This window comes from Glycomyces sp. TRM65418 (genome assembly GCF_019710475.1).
Lineage (GTDB): Bacteria > Actinomycetota > Actinomycetes > Mycobacteriales > Micromonosporaceae > Glycomyces.
This window is the reverse complement of the sequence record NZ_JAJFAX010000005.1, coordinates 182,351-200,971: the sequence shown is the minus strand read 5'-3', so window position 1 is coordinate 200,971 and position 18,621 is coordinate 182,351. Positions and strand designations below refer to the sequence as shown.

13 protein-coding genes and 2 tRNA genes are annotated in these 18,621 nt (G+C 71.6%); 8 read left to right on the top strand and 7 right to left on the bottom strand.

From position 1 onward, the window contains the following. Nucleotides 1–315: 315 nt before the first annotated feature. A complete protein-coding gene (locus tag K3N28_RS13240; RefSeq protein ID WP_228093008.1) occupies nt 316–675 on the top strand; it encodes a helix-turn-helix transcriptional regulator in 360 nt (119 codons plus the stop codon). 195 nt (nt 676–870) lie between these two features. Beyond that, on the top strand, nt 871–1,707 hold the full coding sequence (locus K3N28_RS13235) for a hypothetical protein (RefSeq protein ID WP_228093007.1): 837 nt from the start codon (nt 871–873) through the stop codon (nt 1,705–1,707). Nucleotides 1,708–1,792: 85 nt separating this feature from the next. Here K3N28_RS13235 and K3N28_RS13230 read toward each other — a convergent pair whose 3' ends face one another. Next, nucleotides 1,793–2,977 carry a hypothetical protein gene (locus K3N28_RS13230; RefSeq protein ID WP_228093006.1) on the bottom strand — a complete coding sequence of 395 codons (1,185 nt, stop codon included), beginning with the start codon at nt 2,975–2,977 and terminating at the stop codon, nt 1,793–1,795. A gap of 214 nt (nt 2,978–3,191) precedes the next feature. Between K3N28_RS13230 and K3N28_RS13225 the strand changes: the two genes are divergently transcribed. The 3 genes from K3N28_RS13225 (at nt 3,192) to K3N28_RS13215 (ending at nt 6,339) form a co-directional block, all read left to right on the top strand. Beyond that, entirely contained in the window at nt 3,192–4,163 is a 972-nt protein-coding gene (locus tag K3N28_RS13225; protein WP_228093005.1) for a DUF368 domain-containing protein, read from the top strand. A 427-nt stretch (nt 4,164–4,590) separates the two neighbouring features. Then, a complete protein-coding gene (locus tag K3N28_RS13220; RefSeq protein ID WP_228093004.1) occupies nt 4,591–4,995 on the top strand; it encodes a hypothetical protein in 405 nt (134 codons plus the stop codon). Between the two features lie 351 nt (nt 4,996–5,346). Beyond that, on the top strand, nt 5,347–6,339 hold the full coding sequence (locus K3N28_RS13215) for a chaplin family protein (protein WP_228093003.1): 993 nt from the start codon (nt 5,347–5,349) through the stop codon (nt 6,337–6,339). Nucleotides 6,340–6,499: 160 nt separating this feature from the next. Here K3N28_RS13215 and K3N28_RS13210 read toward each other — a convergent pair whose 3' ends face one another. Beyond that, nucleotides 6,500–7,024, bottom strand: coding sequence for an SRPBCC domain-containing protein (locus K3N28_RS13210; RefSeq protein WP_228093002.1), 525 nt, complete (start codon nt 7,022–7,024; stop codon nt 6,500–6,502). Beyond that, nucleotides 7,021–9,540, bottom strand: coding sequence for an Hsp70 family protein (locus K3N28_RS13205; RefSeq protein ID WP_228093001.1), 2,520 nt, complete (start codon nt 9,538–9,540; stop codon nt 7,021–7,023). The genes K3N28_RS13210 and K3N28_RS13205 overlap by 4 nt, the downstream gene beginning before the upstream one ends. Before the next feature lie 380 nt (nt 9,541–9,920). Between K3N28_RS13205 and K3N28_RS13200 the strand changes: the two genes are divergently transcribed. After that, a complete protein-coding gene (locus tag K3N28_RS13200) occupies nt 9,921–13,016 on the top strand; it encodes a glycoside hydrolase family 3 protein (protein WP_228093000.1) in 3,096 nt (1,031 codons plus the stop codon). A 274-nt stretch (nt 13,017–13,290) separates the two neighbouring features. Here K3N28_RS13200 and K3N28_RS13195 read toward each other — a convergent pair whose 3' ends face one another. Both K3N28_RS13195 and K3N28_RS13190 read right to left on the bottom strand, forming a co-directional pair. Next, complete coding sequence (locus tag K3N28_RS13195) at nt 13,291–14,172, bottom strand: NUDIX hydrolase (protein ID WP_228092999.1); 882 nt, start codon at nt 14,170–14,172, stop codon at nt 13,291–13,293. Continuing rightward, complete coding sequence (locus tag K3N28_RS13190) at nt 14,169–16,217, bottom strand: RNA degradosome polyphosphate kinase (RefSeq protein ID WP_228092998.1); 2,049 nt, start codon at nt 16,215–16,217, stop codon at nt 14,169–14,171. Before K3N28_RS13190 ends, K3N28_RS13195 begins: the two co-directional genes overlap by 4 nt. 452 nt (nt 16,218–16,669) lie before the next feature. Here K3N28_RS13190 and K3N28_RS13185 point away from each other — a divergent pair, with 452 nt between their 5' ends. Beyond that, nucleotides 16,670–17,134, top strand: a complete 465-nt coding sequence (locus K3N28_RS13185; protein ID WP_228092997.1) for a hypothetical protein — start codon at nt 16,670–16,672, stop codon at nt 17,132–17,134. 90 nt (nt 17,135–17,224) lie between these two features. Here the strand turns inward: K3N28_RS13185 and K3N28_RS13180 are convergent. Beyond that, nucleotides 17,225–17,299: transfer RNA gene (locus K3N28_RS13180), tRNA-Asp, on the bottom strand. Between the two features lie 89 nt (nt 17,300–17,388). Next, nucleotides 17,389–17,461 (bottom strand) — tRNA-Glu (locus K3N28_RS13175). 216 nt (nt 17,462–17,677) lie between these two features. On the opposite strand from K3N28_RS13175, the gene pheA reads away from it, so the two are divergent. Beyond that, nucleotides 17,678–18,595 carry a prephenate dehydratase gene (gene pheA / locus K3N28_RS13170; RefSeq protein ID WP_228092996.1) on the top strand — a complete coding sequence of 306 codons (918 nt, stop codon included), beginning with the start codon at nt 17,678–17,680 and terminating at the stop codon, nt 18,593–18,595. The last annotated feature ends 26 nt before the right edge of the window (nt 18,596–18,621 follow it).

The following is an 18,621-nucleotide window of genomic DNA, read 5'->3' as shown; positions in this document are numbered from 1 at the left end:
ACCGCTTAAATATAGCTGACTCTAGATATAACTCCAGGTAGTGTGTTATTAACTGAACAGCCGTCCCTGTGGCCTGCAAACTGATCAAGCGCCAGCGGTGGACCCGCTGGCGGCGCAGGCGTAATCTCGGCGGTGGATCGATCCGAGCCTTGGTGCAGCCCGGGCGATCCGAAGGAACCGAAACCCTTTGCGAGCCGGAAGCGTCGTCGTTACCGCCCGGCCACACCGCGAGGGCATATTCAGGGTTGGAACTGGATTAATGGCAGTGCGGCCGTGTCCAGATCCGACTGGAACCAATCCGGAAGGAACACGATCATGGTGCGAGTCACCGTCGAGGCTGAGGCGCCCGTTTCGCCGGTCAGCGGCGAAGCGCTCTCCAAATCCGACGCCGAGCGCATCGCGGGTGTCCTCAAAGCACTCGCCGATCCGAACCGCCTCCAGCTCATCAGCCTGATCCAGGCCGCTCCCGAGCAGGAGGCCTGCGTGGCCGAGTTGACCGAACCGCTCGGGCTCTCACAGCCGACCGTCAGCCACCACCTGCGCATCCTGGCCGAGGCCGGGGTCGTCGAGCGCGACAAGCGCGGTGTGTGGGCGTACTTCCGCCTCGTCCCCGAGACGATGCGCGTCGTCGCCGACCTGCTGACCCCGCCCAAGCGCCGCCCCCGGCGACGCTGAAGGCACGAGACGCCGACGGCCGACCCGCCGCACCGGAACCGACCGACCGGTGAGGCCCAGGTCGGCCGCGCGCGTCCGGCCGCGTCCGAAAACCGGTGGGAGACAGCGGCCCTGACGTGCGGTGACGCCCAGTCCTCAACAGATAACTGAAAAAGCGAACTCGACTGGGTTCGCGCCACGTCATACACTCGTCACATGGCCGGTGTGCATCGCAGAAGAGGGCGCCTCTCGAAAGAGGGCCGCCGCCTCCTCGGCGGCGTCGCCCTGCTCGCCGTCTTCGCGCCGGTCACGGCCTACACCCTCAACGCCGCCATCGCCCACGTCCAGTCCTGCGGGACCGAGGTGGACCTGCGCGTGGCCGCCGCCCCCGAGATGGCCGCCATGCTCGACGACTTCGTCGCCGCCGGCGGCGGCGCCCCCTCCCGCGGCTCCGACGTGTGCGCCGACATCACCGTCGAGGCCGTCACCGGCAACGCCGTCACCGACGCCCACGTCTGGATCCCCGAGACCGCCCTGTGGCGCGACCTCCCCGACACCGGCGCCGCCCAGCAGTGGGACGTCCTCCAGGAGTCCACCGCCACCTCCGCGGTCGGCATGGCCCTGCCCGCCGGCGAGAGCACCGACCAGATCCTCCCCGACGAAGCCGACGTCGCCCTCCAGGACCCCCGCGGCCACGCCGCCAGTCTCATGTGGATCATCATGTTCGGCGCGGACGGGCACACCCCCGACGGCGTCCCCGTCATGTCGGCCCCCGAAGTCGCCGCCGCCAACGCCGCGGGCGGCGAGGAACGCCAGCCGCCCTCCGGCATGGCGCAGATCGGCCAGTTCGAATACCCCATGCTCCTGCGCGCCGGCCTCGGCGACGACGAACGCGAGGCCGCCCAGAACCTCCTGCGCTCCTACGGCAGCGACCTGTACACCGAACTGCTCGTCCAGCACGCCTTCGGCCCCGCCATCCCCCAGCCCGCACCGGCCTCCCCCGAGGTCGTCGCCGCCGCACTGGCGAGCTGGGACGCGCGCGAGGCGGGCTAGCCGCCCCGACCGCGCACCGGGGCCCGGCGCTGCCGCGGGAGCGGCGAGGCGCCGCGAGCGCGCCCGGCGGCGAGGGGAGCGCGCCCTACTGCTCGGCTTTGGCGAAGGCCTGGTTGAGCACGTCGTTGAAGACCTGCCAGCCCTGGTCGGTGCGCTCGGTCGTCACGTCGGCGCTCGCCCACGCGTGGAAGGCGCCCTGCGGACCGGTCGCGAACACGCTCAGCGAGCCGCGCCAGCGCCCGTACACCTGGGTGCGCTCGGCGTACGCGACCTCGCCGTTCCCGAGCTCGACCAGCGGCTGGTAGGGCAGGGCCTCGCGCAGCGCCTCGCGGACGGCGCGGGGGCACTCGCCCGAGCAGTCCTCCCAGCCGATGGTGATCCGCGAGTCGTCCTCGGCGGTGCAGACCGTCGTCCGGCCGTTCTCGGCGCATTCGAAGTCGTCGGGGATCCGGAAGGCGAAGGGCCAGTTCTGGTAGGCGATCGTGCTGACGGCGTCGCCCTCCTCGAAGAGGGAGCCGCCGACGCGCTCCTCCGGGGCCTCGGGGTCCCATTGGGGCACTTCGTCTCCGGCGTCGGCCTCCTCGCCCTCCTCCGCGGGGGGCTGGGAGACCTCGTCGACGGCGGCGTTGTCGGGGACCTGGGTGACCGAATCGCCCGACTCGTCCGAGTCCGTGTTGGACAGGACCGCCCAGACGCCGACGACGAGCGCGAGGATGACCACGACCGAGCCGATGCCGATGAGGATCGGCTTGACCTGCGAGCGCTTCTTCGGCGGGGCGATCATGACGACGGGCGGCGACTGGAACGCGCCGTGGCCGCTCGTCGCGGCCGGCGACATCGGCGGGGAGGTCGGGCCGCCCGGGGACGCGGGGGCCGCGGACCGCTGCGCGGCGGCCAGCTGGTGGGCGGCGCGCTGGGCCGCGGCGGCGGGCCCCACGGGGAGCGGCCCGGTGGCCGGGCCGAGGGCCAGGAGCCGGTCCATGATGCGGTCGGCGCCGCGCAGGCGCGCGTCGCGCAGGACGACCACATAGGGCTGCTCGGCGTCCAGGTCCGCCACCAGGATCGGGGCGTCCTCGGGCCCGGCGGTGGCGTAGGCCCAGGCGACGGTGTCGGAGAGCAGGCCGCGCCGGGCCGGGTCCTTCGAGGAGGTCGCGCCGAGGGTGAGGATCTGGACGGGACGGCCGTTCTCGTCCCGGCCGTCGCACAGCTCGTAGGCGCCTTCGACGCGGACGGTCGCGACATCTTCGTACGGCCCGACCGTGCGACTCATCGAAGCCCCCTTCACCTGCGTTCCGCTGAGCGATGAACGGCCCGGCACCGAGCGTGCGAGCCGTGGGAAGCGCGGAATTACCACTAAGTATGGACCGGCTCCGCACGCCGGGCGACACCCGGCCGCGGGAGTCGTCCGAAGGGCCCCAGGCGGGGGCGCGGACTCGGTCGGACGACCGAGGCGGGGGCGAAGGTGAGCCCGATACGCTGACGGCGTGACGATCTACCGCAGCACCGACGACGGCCCGGTCCCCCTCGACCCCGCGGGTGCCGTGCCGCGCCGCAGGACCCCGTGGCGCACCGCGCCGTTCAACGCGTTCCGCGGCGGGCTGGTGGGCGCCGCCGAGTCGGTGCCGGGCATCTCGGGCGGGACGATCGCGCTGATCGTGGGCCTGTACGACCACCTGATCGACGCGGCGAGCGAGTTGCTGCACGCCTTGCGCGCCTTGGTCACCGGGGTGGCGCGCCGCGAGGGCGCCGGGCCGGGCCTCAGGGCTCTCAAGGCGGTCGACTGGCCGCTGCTGGTGCCGGTGCTCGCGGGCATGGGCGTGGTGCTGGTGCTGTCGCTCAAGACGATCGCGCCGCTGCTGGAGTCGCATCCGGTGCCGATGCGGGCGTTGTTCTTCGGCATGATCCTGATCTCGATCGCGGTGCCGCTGCGGATGATGCCGGACCGGTTCCGGGTGGTCGACGGCGTGCTGCTGGTCGTCGGCGCGGTGGCCGCGTTCCTCCTCACCGGCCTGCCCGAGGCGGAGATCGACCGGCCGCCGCTGTGGCTGGTGTTCATCGGCGCGGCCATCGCGATCAACGCCCTGGTGCTGCCGGGCGTGTCGGGTTCGTTCGTGCTCTTGGCGATGGGCCTGTACGTGCCGGTCCAGCACGCCATCGACGACCGGAACTTCGCGTTCATCGGGGTCTTCGCGCTGGGCGCGATGATCGGCCTGGGCTCGTTCGTGAAGCTCCTGCAGTGGCTCCTGCACCACCGCCGCCAGGTGACGATGGCGGTCCTCGCCGGGCTGATGATCGGCTCGCTGCGGTCGCTGTGGCCGTGGCAGACGGAGTCGCACGCGCTGCAGGGCCCCTCGGGGCAGGTGCTCGGCCCGATCCTGCTGACCGTGCTCGGGGCGGCGCTGGTGATCACGGCGATGATCTGGGAAGCCCGGCAGCAGCAGAAGCAGGCCCGCTGAGCAGGCCCGGCCCTTATGCGGGGCTTTGTCCCGCTTTGCCTCCGGGCATATGAGTCATCTACGCATTTCGACGGCGCAACATCGCAATATTTTCGAGTTTCTTCGCGTCTGGGCGTAACCGCGCCCCAGCCTCTCCAGTTAGTCAGAGTGGTCGCGTCACCAACCCGACGCGACCGGGTCGGAGTGTCACCGGCCCACCGGACAGCGAGCGCGGTTCTCGATCCGCCGGCGAACCAGCCGGCTCGGTCGCGGCTGAGAACCGCAGACGGCAGGAGCGCGCGTCCCAACGGCGAGCGCACTGCCCCGAGCCGCTGGTCAACCACGGACAATTCAGCGATCTTGCACCGCACGGCGGTCGATTCGTGCTGCTTCCCCAGCCGTCGACCAGCACCGTGCGGTACGGAGAAAGGCTAAAAAGCAGATGAAGATGCGCACTGCGCGTACGGCGGGCCTCGTCGGAGGCCTCGCCACGGGGGCTCTGCTGATCGCGGGGTCGGCCGCTCAGGCCGACGACACCGTCGCCCCGGAATCGACCGGCGACCTGGTCATGGCGACTCCGGAGGCCCTCGGGGGGCTCCCGGTCTCTCCTGAGACGGTCACCGGCCTCGCCGGCGGCGTCACCGACAAGGTGCCCGGCCTCAACGCGGTCCCGGTCGACTCGATCCCCGGCGTCGGCGCTCTGATGCCCGACGGAGCGAGCGCCGAGGCCAAGCGCGACAAGGTCGCCGACCAGGTCAAGGACCAGGACGACGACGAGGCTCCGGCCGGCAACCCCGTGAGCGATCTGCTCTCGGACCTCGGCGGCGGTCTGCCGCTCCCGCTGCCCTTCTAGGGCGACGGCTCAGAACCCGACGCGGCGCGCGCTCCGCCAGGCGCGCCGTGCACGACCACGGTCGATGGGCCCGCCCGGGTCCGAAGCGAACGACTCCGCGAACGTCGCGGCGGTGCACCGCCGCGGCTTCGCGAACGGTCCGCGCGAGCGCGCCCCACGGCGCCTCGAACGGCCGGCGTGAGCGCCGGCCCGGGCGGCCCACCGACCGAGCAAGGAAAACTCTCCCGGTTTCAATGCACCCCGTCCAGGCAGGACCCAGCCCGCCGGACGCGACCAGCCATTGGAGCCACGGAGCTTCACGGGGGATACGTGATGCAACAGCAAGAACCACTTCCCTGAAAGGTGAACTTCGTGAACTACTCATGGGCACGCAAGACAGCGCAGACCGGTTTCGTCGCAGCGGGGGCCGTCCTCGTCGCCGGCGTCGGCACCGCCCAGGCCTGGGGCCCTGACGTCACCACGCAGGACCAGGTCGGCGCCGTGTCGGGCAACCAGGTCGTCGCGCCGATCCAGGCGCCCATCAACATCTGCGGCATCGCCGCGGCGGTCCTCGGGACCGCCGACGCCGCCTGCGAGGGCGGCGCGTCCGCCGAGTTCAACGGCGCGGGCGACCTGACCACGCAGGACAACACCGGTCTCGGCAACGGCAACCAGGCGTACGCGCCGATCCAGGTCCCCACCGAGGTCAGCGGCATCGCCGCCGCCGTCGGCGGGATCGCGAACAGCTGGTCCACCGGCGGCTCGAACGCCACCGTCGCCGAGTCCGGCCGCCACGCCGAATCCGACACCACCACCCAGCGCAACATCGGCGCGCTGTCGGGCAACCAGCTGCTCGCGCCGATCCAGGCCCCGGTCAACGCCTGCGGCAACGCCATCGCCGTCGGCGGCGTCTCCGACGCCGCCTGCGAGGGCGGCGCGTCCGCCGAGTACAACGGCGCGGGCGACCTGACCACGCAGGACAACATCGGCCTCGGCAACGGCAACCAGCTCTTCGCCCCGATCCAGGCCCCGATCAACGTGTGCGGCAACGCCATCGCGATCCTCGGCAGCGCCAGCGCCTCGTGCGAGGGCGGCTCGGACGCGGAGATCCCCGGCGACGGCGGTCACCACCACAGCCACAAGGAGCACTCGACCACCGAGTCCTCCGGCGCTGACGTCAACGAGGAGATGCTCCCGGCCGTTCCCGGCCTGGACACGGTGAGCGGCGCCACCGGCGCGCTCCCCGTGGACGGCGTCCCGGTCGTCGGCGGCCTCGTCGGCAACACCACCTCCGAAGGTGTTGCCGACACTGCCACCGACACCCTCGCGGGCGTCACCGAGCTGGCCGGCGCCGGCCTGCTCTAAGCCGCACGGAAAAGCGCACACGGCGAGCGGTCCACGCCCCCGGGGCGCGGGCCGCTCCCGGCGCTCGGACCCTGCACGACCCGGCGCGCCGCGGCATCGAGCCGCGGCGCGCACGCGCGTCTCCACAACTGCCGGCCGGCCGCGTCCCGCGCGGCGCGGCTCACGCCTCGACGGTCTTCAAACGCGCGGCGAGCGCCTGGTTCATCGCGGTGAAGTTGCGTTCGGTGTCGTCCAGGACCGAGGACATCAGCGGCACGAGCACCCCGGTGAAACGCTCCCCGTGGATGAGGACCGTGGTGCCGTCGCTCTGCGGTTCGAGCACGAAGTAGTGCTCGCCGTCGAACAGGCCCCCGGGGCCGAGCTTCCCGAGCCAGCGGATCTGCCGGGCCGGGGAGACGCGCAGGATCCGCGGCCGGAACCGGGTGGTCCTGCCGTCCGGGTGCTGCTCCGACACCTGCTTGAAAGCCACCTCGAGGCGCTCCTCCTCGGCGAGGAGACCGGAGATCTCGGTGATGAACGGATTCCACTCGCCGTAGGCGGGGAAGTCGGCGAGGACCGCCCACACCTCGTTGGCGCGCGCGTCGAGATGCGCGGTGGTCTCGATCCGGCGCTCCTGGCCCATGGCCCAGATGGTGTACGCGGTGGCGGCGGCGATGATGACCGCCGCGATGACCAGGAAGATCACAGTCCCAGACTCCAGAATTGAATGTTGCCGGCCGCATCGCCGGTGACGGCGACGCGAGTGCCGTCGACGTCGACGGTCCCCAGCTCGGTGAACGCGGCCGCGTCATTGCGGCTGAGCGGGATCGTCTCCTCGGTGTCGAAGCTCTTGAGCCACCCGCCGCCGTCCACGTCGGTGAACAGGATCGACGGGCCCTCCGCAGTATCGACGATCTCGTCGTGGAATTTGGCGAAGTCGGTGTCGAAGGGCATCGGGCCCAGCGAAGGCGCATAGGACGAGAGGTCCCAGCAGTACAGGATCCCGTCCTCGCCGAGGACCATCGCGTGCGGCATGCCCCCCTGGTAGAGGACCTTCAACGCCCCCACCCGGACGTCCTGGGGCCATTGGCCGGTGTCCTCCAGGGGCGCCAGCATCTGGGCGCTCTCCGCGTCGATGTCCATGAGCATGTGGTCGGGATGCACCGCGACCGCGGAATGGAGCTCGTCCTCGGCCGTGTAGAAGACCGCCCAGCCGCCGTGCTCGGGAATCGCGTGGACCCCGTGGGAGGTCCGCGATTCGAGGTCGAACAGCTCCATCCGGGTGTCGTTCGTGAGACCGAGCGTCGGCGCGTCCATGAACGTGCCCACGCTGAGCCGGCCCACGTCGCCCCTCTCGGCCAGCTCCGGCATCCCCGCGTATTCGAACGTCGACGCGGAGGGACGCCACACATGGGCGGCGTAATCGTGGTCCACGGCGACGACGATCGGCGAACCGTCGGAGCCGTACGTCGAGTGGAGGGAGTCGACCCCGGCCGAGACCCGGTAGGTCTGCACCATGGCGCCGGTGTCCATGGACCACGACCGGATGGTGCCCTGGGCGTCGGCCGAGAACAGCAAGGCGCCATCGTCGGTCTCGACGGTCGTGAGCGAGGCGATGGCCTCCTCGTGCGCGCCGGTGAGCTCGGCGACCAGGGTCCCCGTCTCGTTGGCGCCCCAGTTCAGGACCAGCGAGGGCGGCACGTAGTCGTAGAAGTCCTCCTCGCCCTGGCCCCCGTCCCGGCCGAAGTGCCAGGCGAGACCGGCGATCACGAGCGCGTTGACGAGGATGATCGCGACGACCGCGCGGGTGCCGATCCGTTTGCGGCGTCGGCGTTCCGCCTCCGTCAGCGGGGGTTCCGGCGGGTCGGCGTCGTCGCCGCCCACCGCCGCCTGCGGCCGGGGCGGCGTCGGGACCGGGCGGGCCTGCGGCGGGAGGGCCTGCGCCGGGCTCGGCCGCCGCCCCGTCGCGTCGTGCGGCTCCGGCGGCGAGGGCCGGTAGGGCGGCGCCTGCGGTTCGGCCGGCGTGAGCGGGCCGACGGTCGGCGGCGTCGCCGAGACCGGCCCGGGGGTCACCGGCGCGGCGGGCGTCAGCGGCGCGGCGAACGCGGCGGCCTGCGGCGTCCGCTGCGAGGCAAGGGCGGGCTCCGAGGAGCCCGCCTGCCACAGCACGCTCCCCTCGGCGACGACGATCTCGGGCTGGTCGAGGACCGTGGGGGCCGACCCCAGCGCCCGGTGCAGCATGGTCGCCACGAGCGGCATGCGGCTGGCGCCGCCGACGAGGAACACCCCCGCGCTCGCGGCGACGTCGAGCCCGGCGGCGCGGATGACGGCCTGCGTGACCTCGATGGTCCGCTCCAGGTGCGGCCTGGCGACGGCCTCGAGCTCGGTGCGGGTCAGGTGCGCCTCGACGCCGAGCAGGGGGATCGCGAAGTCGGACTGCTGGTGGCGCGAGAGGCGCTCCTTCGCGCCGCGGATCTCCCCCTGGAAGTCGAGGAAGTGGCGGCGCTCCTCGAGCGTCGTCGGGCGCATCAGCCGCTTCCAGCCCTCCCGGTCCCCGTAGGTCCGGCCGAGATGCTCCACGAGCGCCGCGTCGATGTCCAAGCCGCCCAAGTCGCTGCGGCCGTCGAGGGCCACCGTGGTGAAACCGTCGTCGGTGCGGCGCACGACACTCGCGTCGAACGTGCCCGCCCCGAGGTCGTAGACCACGATGGACGACCCGACGGCCATGCGGTGCTTGAGGGACTCGGCGTAGTAGGTCGCGGCGGCCACCGGCTCGGGGACGAGGCGGACCCGCCCGAGCCCGGCACGCGCGGCGGCGTCCTCGACGACCTGGCGGCGGCCCGGCCCCCACTCGGCGGGGACGGTGAGCGTGACCTGCGAGGGGCGGCCGACGACGCGGCGGCATTCCTCGGCGACGGCGTGCAGCACGGCCGCGATGAGGTCGGCGATCGGGAATTCGCGCACGCCGAGCAGGGTCGAGGGGCGGTCGATGAGGCGCTTGGGGTTGGGTTCGAAGCGCTCGGGGTGGCGGCGGCCGGCGTGGACGGCGTCGCGGCCCACGAGGAGGCCGCCGTCGGCGTCGGCGCACACCGCGGAGGGCATGAGGGGCGCGCCGTCGAAGAGCAGCGGCCGCAGGCTCCCGTCGGCACGGCGGACCACCGCAATGGTGTGCGAGGTGCCGAAATCGACGCCGAGCGAAGTTCCTTGGGGGCCGGGGCTCATGACGAGCATCGTAACCAACCGGACCGAGACCGGCCGCCCCCGTTGCGAGCCCCGCTCGCCCACCGGAACACGCAGAACGCAACCGAACGGCCACCCCCGAGCCGCCGTCGCACCGGGGCCGCTGTGTCGCGACCCACCCGACTTCGGGGACCGGTCAGCAATCCGAACGAGACCGAACCGCCCCCGCGTCGTCGACCGTCCCGCCCCTGCGGCAGCGTTGAACCAGGAAACCCCCGGCGCCGCCACACCTGCCCCCCGGGGCACGGCGCCGCAGCACCTCGCCCCCACGCCGCCCACCGCGCCGTACGTCATACCCGCTTGAATTTGTCTGGTCGTCCGTCGTAATGTCATGGGACCTGCCACCGACCGATCGGACAAGCATGAGCGCTCCCGCGTACCTCGACCCCAACCGGCCCGTCGCCGAACGCGTGGAGGCGATCCTCGCCCTCATGACCGACGAGCAGAAACTCGCCTGCCTGAACGGCGTCCCCGAGACCCTCCTCGCCGACGGCAACACCCTCCCCGCCCTCCGCAACCAGTTCAACGAGGTCCTCCACGGCTCCGGCCACCACGCGGACGCCACGCTCTTCCCCCAGGCCATCGGCCTCGGCGCCACCTGGGACACCGAACTGATGGAACGCATCGGCGAAGTCGTCTCCCACGAGACCCGCGCCCGCGACACCGACGTCTACGCCGGCTTCGGACCCGTCGCCGACATCCGCTCCAACCCCCTCGCCGGCCGCTTCGAGGAAGGCTTCGGCGAAGACCCCCTCCACGTCGCCGCCATGACCACCGCCTACGCCTGGGGCCTGCGCGGCCGCCACCCCGCCTACGTGCGCATCCTCCCGCAGATGAAGCACTTCCTCGGCTACAACCACGAATGGCACCGCCACCGCGGCTCCGCCTCGATGGGCGTCCGCGCGCTCCACGAATACCAGGCCGTCCCCTACCGCAAACCGGTCGAGGCCGGCGCGGTCCACGGCGCGATGACCGCCTACAACCTCGTCAACGGCGTGCCCTCCATCATCTCGCCCATCATGGACACCCTCCGCACCGAGTGGACCGACGGCCGCTTCTTCTTCCTCCCCGACGGCTGGGACGGCGTCAACCTCAACACCACCAAGGGCGCCGTCTGGGACACCTGGGAGACCCCCGAAGGCGGCGACGTCCCCTACCCGAAGGCCCTCGCGGCCGAAGCCGGCCGCGACATCGACAAGGACGAGACCGGCGTCTACGCCGCCGGGCTCATGCTCCTCGCCGGGCAGAGCCACTTCCACGACGGCTCCGACCTGCCCTTCGTCGCCGACGCCGCCGAAGCGGTCCGCCGCGGCCTCTTCGGCCTCACCATGGACCACGTCGACCGCGCCGTCCGCGACTGGCTCGACTTCCTCGTCCGCACCGGCAAACTCGACGGCGACGCCTGCGCCTACAACCGCATCGAACCCGACCCGCACCCCCAGCACCGCCCCGAAGCGACCGGACTCGCCCTCCAAGCCGCCCGCGAACAACTCGTGCTCCTCAAGAACGACCAGGCCGCCCTCCCGCTCCCCGAGACGGCCCGCATCGCCGTCCTCGGCCCCCTCGCCGAGCTGAACCTCCGCGACTACTACAGCCCCCTCGTCCCCGACGAACGCCGCGTCACCCCGCTCCAGGCCCTCCGCGAACGCCTCGGCGCCGCACAGGTGACCTTCCACAGCGGCAACGACACCGTCGCCTGGGAGGCCGACGGCAAATACGTGAACGTCGCCGACAGCGGCGCCCTCGTCGCCCGCGCCGAGACCCCCGGCGACACCGAGACCTTCGAAGTCTGGGACTGGGCGCACGACCAGTACATGTTCCGCCACCACGCCACCGGCACGTTCGTCACGGCCAACCTGCTGGAAGAGAACGACGAAGGCGCGACCTTCGCCAACCAGGCCGGCGCGTCCGGCGGCGGCACCGGCCCCGTCCTCCTCGCCAAGGACGAGCGGATGGAGGACGCCAACGCCTGGTTCACCTTCCAGAACTTCCACTACCACCCCGCCCCGGGCGCCGAAACGGGCAAAGTCGAGCTGTTCGGCATGAACCACGTCCCCTCCGAACCCGACGGGCCCTTCCACGTGCGCCTCGCCGAAGACCGCTCACTGCCCCTCGCCAAAGGCCCGGCCGAACCGCTCCTCACCGAAACACTCGTCGAGGACGGCCCCGCCGCGGCGGCCGCCGTCGCGGCCGAAGCCGACTGGGCGGTCGTCTTCGTCGGCAACCACCCGCTCATCAACGCCCGCGAATGCTTCGACCGGCCCGGCCTCGACCTCGCCCCCCGCCAAGCCGACCTCGTCCGCGAGGTCGCCGCCGCCAAACCCGGCCGCACCGTCGTCGTCGTGGTCGCCGCCTACCCGCTCGCGATCGGCGACATCGCCGCCGACCCGAACGTCGCCGCGATCCTCTACAGCTCCCACGCCGGCCAGGCCGCCGGGACCGCGCTGGCCGAGGCCCTCGTCGGCGACTACGCGCCCGCCGGCCGCCTCACCTCCACCTGGCTCGCCGACACCGCCTCACTGCCGAAACCGGGCCCGAAGGCCGGGGCGTACCGGGTCAACGAGGTCGACATGCTCGAATACGACGTCATCAGCGCGGGCCTGACCTACCGCTACTCCAAGGCCGAACCGGTCTTCGGCTTCGGACACGGCCTCAGCTACACCACTGTGGAGTACAGCGGCCTGGAGGTCCCGGCCGAGGCCGACGCGGGCTCCCCATTCACGGTGGCGTTCGACGTCCGCAACGCCGGGGAGCGCACCTCCGACGAGGTCGCGCTGGTCTTCGCGAGCGCGACCGCATCGGCCTACGGCGACCGGGTCCCGAACGCCCAGCTCGCGGGCTTCACACGCGTCAAGGACCTCGCCCCGGGCGAGACGCGCCGGGTCGCGATCGAAGTGGATCCGCAGGACCTGTTCGTATGGGACGTGGTGCGCGGGGAGCGGATCGTGGAGACCGGGGACTACCGCATCAGGCTCGGCGTCGGCGGCGAAGGCCCCGAGGCGCTGGTGCGCCTCCGAGGCGAGACCGTCGCGGACCTCGACCTGTCCGAAACGGCCAATGTCTGGGAGAAGGCCACGATCGCCGAGGGCCTCACCTATTGGGAGGTCTCCAAGCTGCACACGGTCGCCCGCGAGGGCGGCTACCACTCGACCGGTTCGCGCCGACCGGGCGCGTATGTCGGCTTCACGAAGGCGGTCCTGGACGGCGCGAGCGGGATCCACCTGCGCGCGGCCACCACGGGAGCGGACTGGGCCGACCTGGCCGACCCGGTGGTCGAGGTCCGCGCCGGCGCCCCCGACGGCCGGCTGCTCGGCGAGGTCGCGGTCCCGAAGACCGGCGACCTCCAGGCCTTCGTGGACGTCGAAGCGCCGCTCACCGGCGCCGCGGGCGTCCAGGACCTGTACCTGGTGTTCCGCGGCGGCGGCATCTTCCTCGACACGGTCCGCCTGGCCCGCTGACGCCGTCCACAGGCCTGCACCAGGCAACAAAAGTCCAGCTCACGAAGTTATCCACAGGTGAGAAGTTCTTGTTGCGACTCGCTGACCGAGCGTGTTGTAGTAGATGGCAAAAACGCCATCTGGCACTGCGGGATGGCGGCGACAGAGGGGATTCGCGAACGTCGCCATACCGAGACCGCGCGCGGGAAGCCACCCGCGCGCGGTCCCCGCAGTGCCGCCTCCTCCGCGGAGAGCGCGGGCGGCCGGGCACCCGGCCCGGCCGCCCGCGCCGACATCACTCGTGCTGCTCGGTCGCCACCAGCTCGCCGCCGGCGGTGTGGAAGACCACGAACGAACCCTTCTCCAAAGGCCCCTCGTGGACCGGCGCGCCGAGGCGGCCGCTCACCCACGCGATCAGCTCGTCGATCGTCTCGCCGTGCCCGCACACGACCGCGGGCTTCCCGGAGGCGAGGATCTCGTCCAGGCGGGCCTCGGCCTGGCCCGGCTTCGCCGTGCCCGGCGTGAACTCGGGCAGGCCGCTCACCGGGATGCCCTCGGCGGCGCAGTACGGCAGCAGCGTCTCCAGGCAGCGGGCGCTCGAAGCGCTGTAGGCCGCACCCGTGGGGTACGCGGCGAGCAACACCTCCAGCTGCTGGGCCCGTTCGCGACCGCGCTGGTTGAGCGGGCGCAGTTCGTCCTGGTCGAACCAGTCGGCCTTCGAGAGGGCGACGGCGTGCCGGATGAAGATGAGCGGCACGGTCTCGCGGGCGATGTCCTGCGCGAAGTCGGCGAGCACCGGCTGGTCGCGTTCGTACGTGAGCCGGTCGGCGACATCGGCGAGCGGCACCCATTCGAGGTCGTCGACCTCGCGCGGGTCGACCGCTTCGCCGACGGCGTCGCCGGGCGCGGCCGTGGCGCACCAGTAGTCGACGCGCTTGAGTTTGCCCTCTTTGTCGTAGAAGGACGGCGCGAGCGGGCGGCCGAGCACCGGCCGGACGCCCGTCTCCTCGAAGATCTCCCGCTGCGCGGCGGCGAGCAGGTGCTCGCCGCGCTTGAGCTTGCCTTTGGGGAAGGTCCAGTCGTCGTACTTGGGGCGGTGGATGAGTGCCAGTTCGGGGCCGTTCTCGCTCTGGCGCCACAGGACGGCTCCGGCGGCGAAGATCTCGGGTTGCGTCAACGGTGCTCCTGCATGAGTTGTTCCTGGAGGTCGCCCCCTCGAGTCTGCCGGGTCCACAGTCCCAGGGGGCCCAGCCGCCAGGACCGGATGTCGTCGTCCATGCCGCGGTCGAGCAGCGATGTGAGCTGCGCGCGGTGGGCGTCGCCTTCGACCCGCACCAGGACCTCCACGCGGCGGTCGAGGTTGCGGTGCATCAGGTCGGCGCTGCCCAACCATACTTCCGGGTCGCCGCCGTTCTCGAACACGTATACCCGGGAGTGTTCGAGGAACCGGCCCAGGACGCTGCGGACGCGGATGTTCTCGGACAATCCGGGCACGCCGGGCCGCAGGGCGCAGATGCCGCGGATGAGCATGTCGACCTTGACGCCGGCGCGGGAGGCCCGGTAGAGGGCGTCGATGATGCCTTCGTCGGTGAGCGAGTTGCATTTGAACCGCAGGCGCGCGGGCAGGCCCTTGCGGTGGTTCTCGATCTCGCGGTCGATCCGCTCGATCAGGCCGGGCCGCAGCGAGTGCGGGGCGACGAGCAGCCGGTGGAAGTCCTCGTCGCGGGAGAAGCCGGTGAGGTGGTTGAAGACGGCGTTCACGTCCTCGCCGACCTCGGGGTCGGTGGTGAGGATGCCGACGTCCTCGTAGAGGCGCGCGGTCGTCGGGTGGTAGTTGCCGGTGCCGACGTGGCTGTAGCGCAGGAGCGTCCCGTCCGCTTCCTGCCGCACGACCAGGGCGAGCTTGCAGTGGGTCTTGAGGCCCACTATCCCGTACATGACGTGGCACCCGGCCTGTTCGAGCTTCTGGGCCCAGTCGATGTTGGCCTGTTCGTCGAAGCGGGCCTTGATCTCCACGACCACGACGACCTGCTTCCCGGCGTCGGCGGCGTCGATGAGCGCGTCGACGATCGGGGACTTGCCACTGGTGCGGTAGAGGGTCTGCTTGATGGCGAGGACGTTGGGGTCGGCGGCGGCCTCCTCGATGAGCCGCTCCACCGAGGTGGTGAACGAGTCGTAGGGGTGGTGGACCAGGACGTCGCGTTCGCGCATGACGGCGAACAGGTCGGAGTCGGGCGGGAGCACCTTCTCGGAGGGCCGGAAGCGCGGGTACTTGAGGTCGGTGCGGTCGAGGTCGGCGATGGCGTCGAGCCCGGCCAGGTCGAGCGGCCCGGGGAGCCGGTAGACGACTTCTTCGCCGACGCCGAGTTCGGCGATGAGCCGGTCGAGGACCTTCGGGTCGATGGTGTCCTCCACTTCGAGGCGCACGACGGGCCCGAAGCGGCGGCGCAGCAGCTCGCGTTCGAGGGTCTGGAGGAGGTTCTCGGTGATGTCCTCGTCGATCTCCAGGTCCTGGTTGCGGGTGACGCGGAAGGTGTGGTGCCCGAGGACGTCCATGCCGGGGAAGAGCTGCGCGAGGTGCGCGGCGATGACGTCTTCGAGCGGCGTGAAGCGTCCGGGGGCGACGGCCATGAAGCGCGAGAGGAGCGCCGGGACCTTGACGCGGGCGAAGCGGGTGGCGCCGTTGCGGGGGTCGTGGACCTGGACGGCCAGGTTGAGGGATTTGCCGGAGATGTACGGGAAGGGGTGGGCGGGGTCGACGACGAGCGGGGTGAGGACCGGGTAGATCCGGGTGCGGAACAGTTCGTGCATGCGCGCCCGCTCGGCCTCCTCCAGGTCGGCCCAGCGGACGATCGCGATGTCCTCCTTGGCCAGGAGCGGCACGATCTCGTCGGTGAAGTATTCGGCGTGCTCGAGGCTCAGCTGGTGCGCGAGGCGGGTGATGCGCCCGAGGACGGCGTGCGGGGGGCGGCCCGAGGAGGTGCGCACGGGCAGGCCCGTGGCGAGGCGGCGCATGAGGCCGGCGACGCGGACCATGAAGAACTCGTCGAGGTTGTTCGAGAAGATCGAGAGGAAGCGGACCCGTTCGAGCAGCGGCAGTTCGGGGGACTGCGCCAGGCGCAGGACGCGGCCGTTGAACCGCAGCCAGCTCTCTTCCCGGTCGAGGAACCGGTCGGGCGGCAAACCGGTCTCGACGAGTGGAACAGGGTCACTATTCGTCATACATCACAAGGTTAACCAAGAAAGTGAACTCGTGGTGAACGCGCTTTGAAATCCGCTCGCGATCACGAGATCACAATGGGTGACCACAGTGGAGGACCCCGCCCGGGCGGGGCGCCGCGTGGGCGGCTGCGGGTCCGCCGCGCCGCCGATACGCTCCCCGAGGAGGTCGGCGCGCCCGTCGCGGCGAGCCTGCTTCCGGATCGCGGGCAGGGGCCTCCACTGCAGGCTGCGGGGCCGCCGCGGGGGTGCTCGAAGGTGTCGTCCAGGTGGCGCGCCCTGGCGGCCGCACTCGGACGCTCGACCGCCGCGCGGTCGGTCCCGAGCGTCTGCGCAGGTCGCGGCCGGTGGCGTCGCCCCAGTGGTACAACGGCGCCACTCCCGGAATCCGACAGGCCGATTACGGGCCCCGGCCCGGGGTAGTCCTTGGGGACCGCCGAAACGGAGGGGGAGCCATGGCAGCGGACCGCAGGCCGTACTCGGCCGAAGACCAGGACAGCTTCAGCTACATCGACGACATGGAGCAGAGCGAGGAACCCGTCGTCGACGCGATCCTCGAAGCGGAGGATTACCGCGCCGCCGACAACTACGGCACCACCCCGGCCGAGGAGCGGCGAGGCGTGCCCCTGGAGGAGCAGCTCGCCGCCGAACAGCCCGACACGCCGGGCGCGGTGCCGGACGAGTGGCCGCAGGGCCCCGACCCGCGCTCCGGGGAGCTCCACGACCGGGACGGCCAGTACGCCGAGGAGGCCGGAGGCGAACCGGCGGACCTCGGCGAGATCCACGTGACCGAGGACGACCGCGTCCGCGCTGAGACGCTGCGCGAGACGTGGGAGGCGGGCCCGCCCGAGGACGCCCAGGACGACGCGGCCCTCGATGAGGACCGCGGACAGCAACCCGGCCCGGACGACTGGCGCTGACAAAAGGAAGCCGCTGAGGAAAAGGGAATCTCCCTTGTGGGCGGAGCAGGCAAAGAAGACCCGCTGGCGAACCAGCGGGTCTTCATATTGCGGTCCCGACGGGATTTGAACCCGCGACCTCCGCCTTGACAGGGCGGCGAGCACTCCTAGCTGCTCCACGGGACCTTGTCCGGACGCTTGCGTGTCCTTCGAGGCCCTAAGACCTGTTCATTTATACCAGTCGCCGCCGTGTGACCGGCGCCGCGTCTGGCCTGTACCCCCAACGGGATTCGAACCCGTGTTACCGCCTTGAAAGGGCGGCGTCCTAGGCCCCTAGACGATGGGGGCGCACATTGATCCTGGCACGCGACATCAAGTGTCGCATTCCGATTTCTCTGGCTGACCACCGCGGAATTCCGCTTGGGCCCGACAAGCATACGTGACGGCGACAAGTGCGTCCACGGCGGGGCTCCGGTGAGACTGCCGTCTCATCGCGACCCGGTCTCGAATGAGCCGATGCCCTGCTCGCGGCCCCTGCCGCGCCGCGCTTGCTAGCGTGGGGCCATGGAGTTCGCCTATTTCGGTCCGCGCGGGACCTTCACCGAGGCCGCGCTCCGACGACTGCCCGCCGCCAAAGGCGCGACCACCACCCCGATGCCGACGATCGTCGACGTCCTCGACGCCGTGCGCCGCGGCGACGCCGACGCCGGCTTCGTGCCGATCGAGAACTCCCAAGAGGGCACCGTCACCGTCACCGTCGACGAACTCGTCGGCGGCGACCCCCTCGTCATCGCCGGGGAGGTCGTCCTCCCGGTCACCTTCGTGCTCGCCTCCCCCAAGGCGCCCGACGCGATCGCCACCGTCGCCTCCCACCCGCACGCCCTCGCCCAGACCCGCGGCTACCTGCGCCGCGAGCTCCCGAACGCCGAGGTCCACCAGGCGCTCTCGACCGCCCAGGCCGCCCAGCGCGTCGTCGACGGCGAGTTCGACGCCTGCGTGTGCGCCCCGTTCACCGCCGAAGCCGCCGGACTCCCGGTGCAGGCCTTCGACATCGGCGACAACCCCAACGCCGAGACCCGCTTCGTGCACGTCGTGCGCCCGGCCGCGCCGCCCGAGCCGAGCGGCAACGACATCACCTCCCTGGTCGTCTACATCGACTACGACCGGGTCGGCGCGCTCCTGGGCGTGCTCACCGAGTTCGCCATCCGCGGCATCAACCTCACCCGGATCGAGTCCCGCCCCACCGGCGAGGGCCTGGGCCGGTACGCGTTCTTCCTCGACTGCACCGGCCACCTGGCCGACGCGCGGATGGGCGAGGCGCTCATGGGCCTGCGCCGCATCTGCGCCGATGTCCGCTACCTCGGCTCCTATCCGCGCGACCACTCCGACGAGCCGGTCCCGCCGCCCGCGGGCCTGGACAACGAGGACTTCGCCGCCGCCGCGGACTGGCTCGGCCGCCTGCGCGACCGCGGCACCGCCTGAACGGGACGCCGCTCACTAGGATCGGC

Bases quoted from the DNA above. Each gene is read 5' to 3' on its own strand.
- K3N28_RS13235 (WP_228093007.1), top strand. From the start codon at position 871: ATGGCCGGTGTGCATCGCAGAAGAGGGCGCCTCTCGAAAGAGGGCCGC.
- K3N28_RS13220 (WP_228093004.1), top strand. From the start codon at position 4,591: ATGCGCACTGCGCGTACGGCGGGCCTCGTCGGAGGCCTCGCCACGGGG.
- K3N28_RS13230 (WP_228093006.1), bottom strand. From the start codon at position 2,977: ATGAGTCGCACGGTCGGGCCGTACGAAGATGTCGCGACCGTCCGCGTC.
- pheA (WP_228092996.1), top strand. From the start codon at position 17,678: ATGGAGTTCGCCTATTTCGGTCCGCGCGGGACCTTCACCGAGGCCGCG.
- K3N28_RS13190 (WP_228092998.1), bottom strand. From the start codon at position 16,217: ATGACGAATAGTGACCCTGTTCCACTCGTCGAGACCGGTTTGCCGCCC.
- K3N28_RS13200 (WP_228093000.1), top strand. From the start codon at position 9,921: ATGAGCGCTCCCGCGTACCTCGACCCCAACCGGCCCGTCGCCGAACGC.
- K3N28_RS13205 (WP_228093001.1), bottom strand. From the start codon at position 9,540: ATGAGCCCCGGCCCCCAAGGAACTTCGCTCGGCGTCGATTTCGGCACC.
- K3N28_RS13185 (WP_228092997.1), top strand. From the start codon at position 16,670: ATGGCAGCGGACCGCAGGCCGTACTCGGCCGAAGACCAGGACAGCTTC.
- K3N28_RS13240 (WP_228093008.1), top strand. From the start codon at position 316: ATGGTGCGAGTCACCGTCGAGGCTGAGGCGCCCGTTTCGCCGGTCAGC.